The sequence below is a fragment of the Flavobacterium bomense genome (assembly GCF_003970355.1).
The window spans coordinates 1-1,390 of record NZ_RYDJ01000108.1; the positions used below are offsets into that span (position 1 = coordinate 1).

A 1,390-nucleotide genomic window follows, 5' to 3' on the forward strand; every position below is an offset into this window, starting at 1 on the left:
GATATTATCATATACAGAAAGCTCGTCAATGAGATTAAAATTTTGGAAGATGAAGCCAATATTTTGTTTTCTAACTTTCGATTTTTCGGCTTCTTTCAAAGCATTCATTTCTTGGTTTAAAAGTTGATAATTTCCACTTGAAGCATTGTCTAGAAGACCAATAATGTTTAAAAGCGTTGATTTTCCGCTTCCTGATGCGCCCATGATGGTCACGAATTCGCCTTGATTGATTGTGATCGAAACGTCGTTAAGCGCTTTGGTTTCTACTTCTTCGGTTCTGAAGATCTTAGAAAGATTTTTGATTTTTATCATAGTGGTCGTTTTTTGATTGATTTTTTTTTTTTTCTATTCTCTATTTTCTTAATACTTAATACTAAGATCTTAATACTTCTCACTGTAAGTTCAAAACTTCTACATCTGCATAATCTTTATAACTCGATGTAATTACTTTTTCACCCACTTTCAATCCGTTAAGAACTTCATAATACAGCGGATTTTCCCTTCCTAATTTTATAGCTCGACGTTCAGCTGAATTTCCGTTGACAACAAATATCCATTTTCCTGCGGTTTCTTGGCTAAAGCTTCCTTTCGAAAATAGTTTGGTTTTGGTTTTTTCGGATAAATTCAACCGCACACTAAAACTTAATCCTTGTTGCAAATCGATATTTTCTGTAGAAATAAAATTAACTTCCACTTGAAATTGACCGCCTTTTATTTCTTTAATAATCTTTACAATTTTAACTTCTAGTGTTTTTTCATTGAATTCTACAGTTCCTTTTTGATAGATTTTAATTTTATCTAAATAAAATTCATCTACATCAGCAACCAGTTTATATCCTTTCATTACGTCGATAGTTCCAATGCTTACGCCTTGTACATAGGTTTTTCCGAGTATAGGTTCAAATGAAGAAAGTCGTCCAGAAAGTGGTGCGGTTATCAAGAAATTCTTTTTATTTTCTCGCAAAATCGACAAACTTTTCTCCATAATTCCAATAGCTTGATTGAGTTGCCCGATCTGAATTTGGTTGGCTTGTTTTTCTTTGGTCACACTTTGTTTAATGATGCTCATTCGTTCTTTTTGAAATCGAAAACCTTCCTCTGTAGTTTGCCATTCATTTTTGGATAAAATTTCTTGATCAAACAATCTTTTATTCAAATCATATAAATTTTTAGCGTCTAAATAATCGTGTTCTATACCAATCAAATCCTTGGCTAAATTGAGTTCTTGGTTTCGTAAATCGAGTTTAGCTTTGTTCAAATTATTTATTTGCTCAATAATTGCCGTTTCTTGTTGCATATAATTCAACTCCGAATTTGGGTTGTACAATCGCGCTAATGGTTGACCTTTACTCACCATATCGCCATTTCCAACATAAATTTCTTGCACTGC

2 protein-coding genes are annotated in these 1,390 nt (G+C 32.4%); both read right to left on the bottom strand.

The window, feature by feature from the left end; all coding sequences use genetic code 11:
* The coding region (locus EKL98_RS15925) for an ABC transporter ATP-binding protein (protein ID WP_126563142.1) at positions 1-312 on the bottom strand (312 nt) is incomplete at its 3' end.
* Between the two features lie 79 nt (positions 313-391).
* The coding region (locus EKL98_RS17675; protein WP_158618342.1) for an efflux RND transporter periplasmic adaptor subunit at positions 392-1,390 on the bottom strand (999 nt) is incomplete at its 5' end.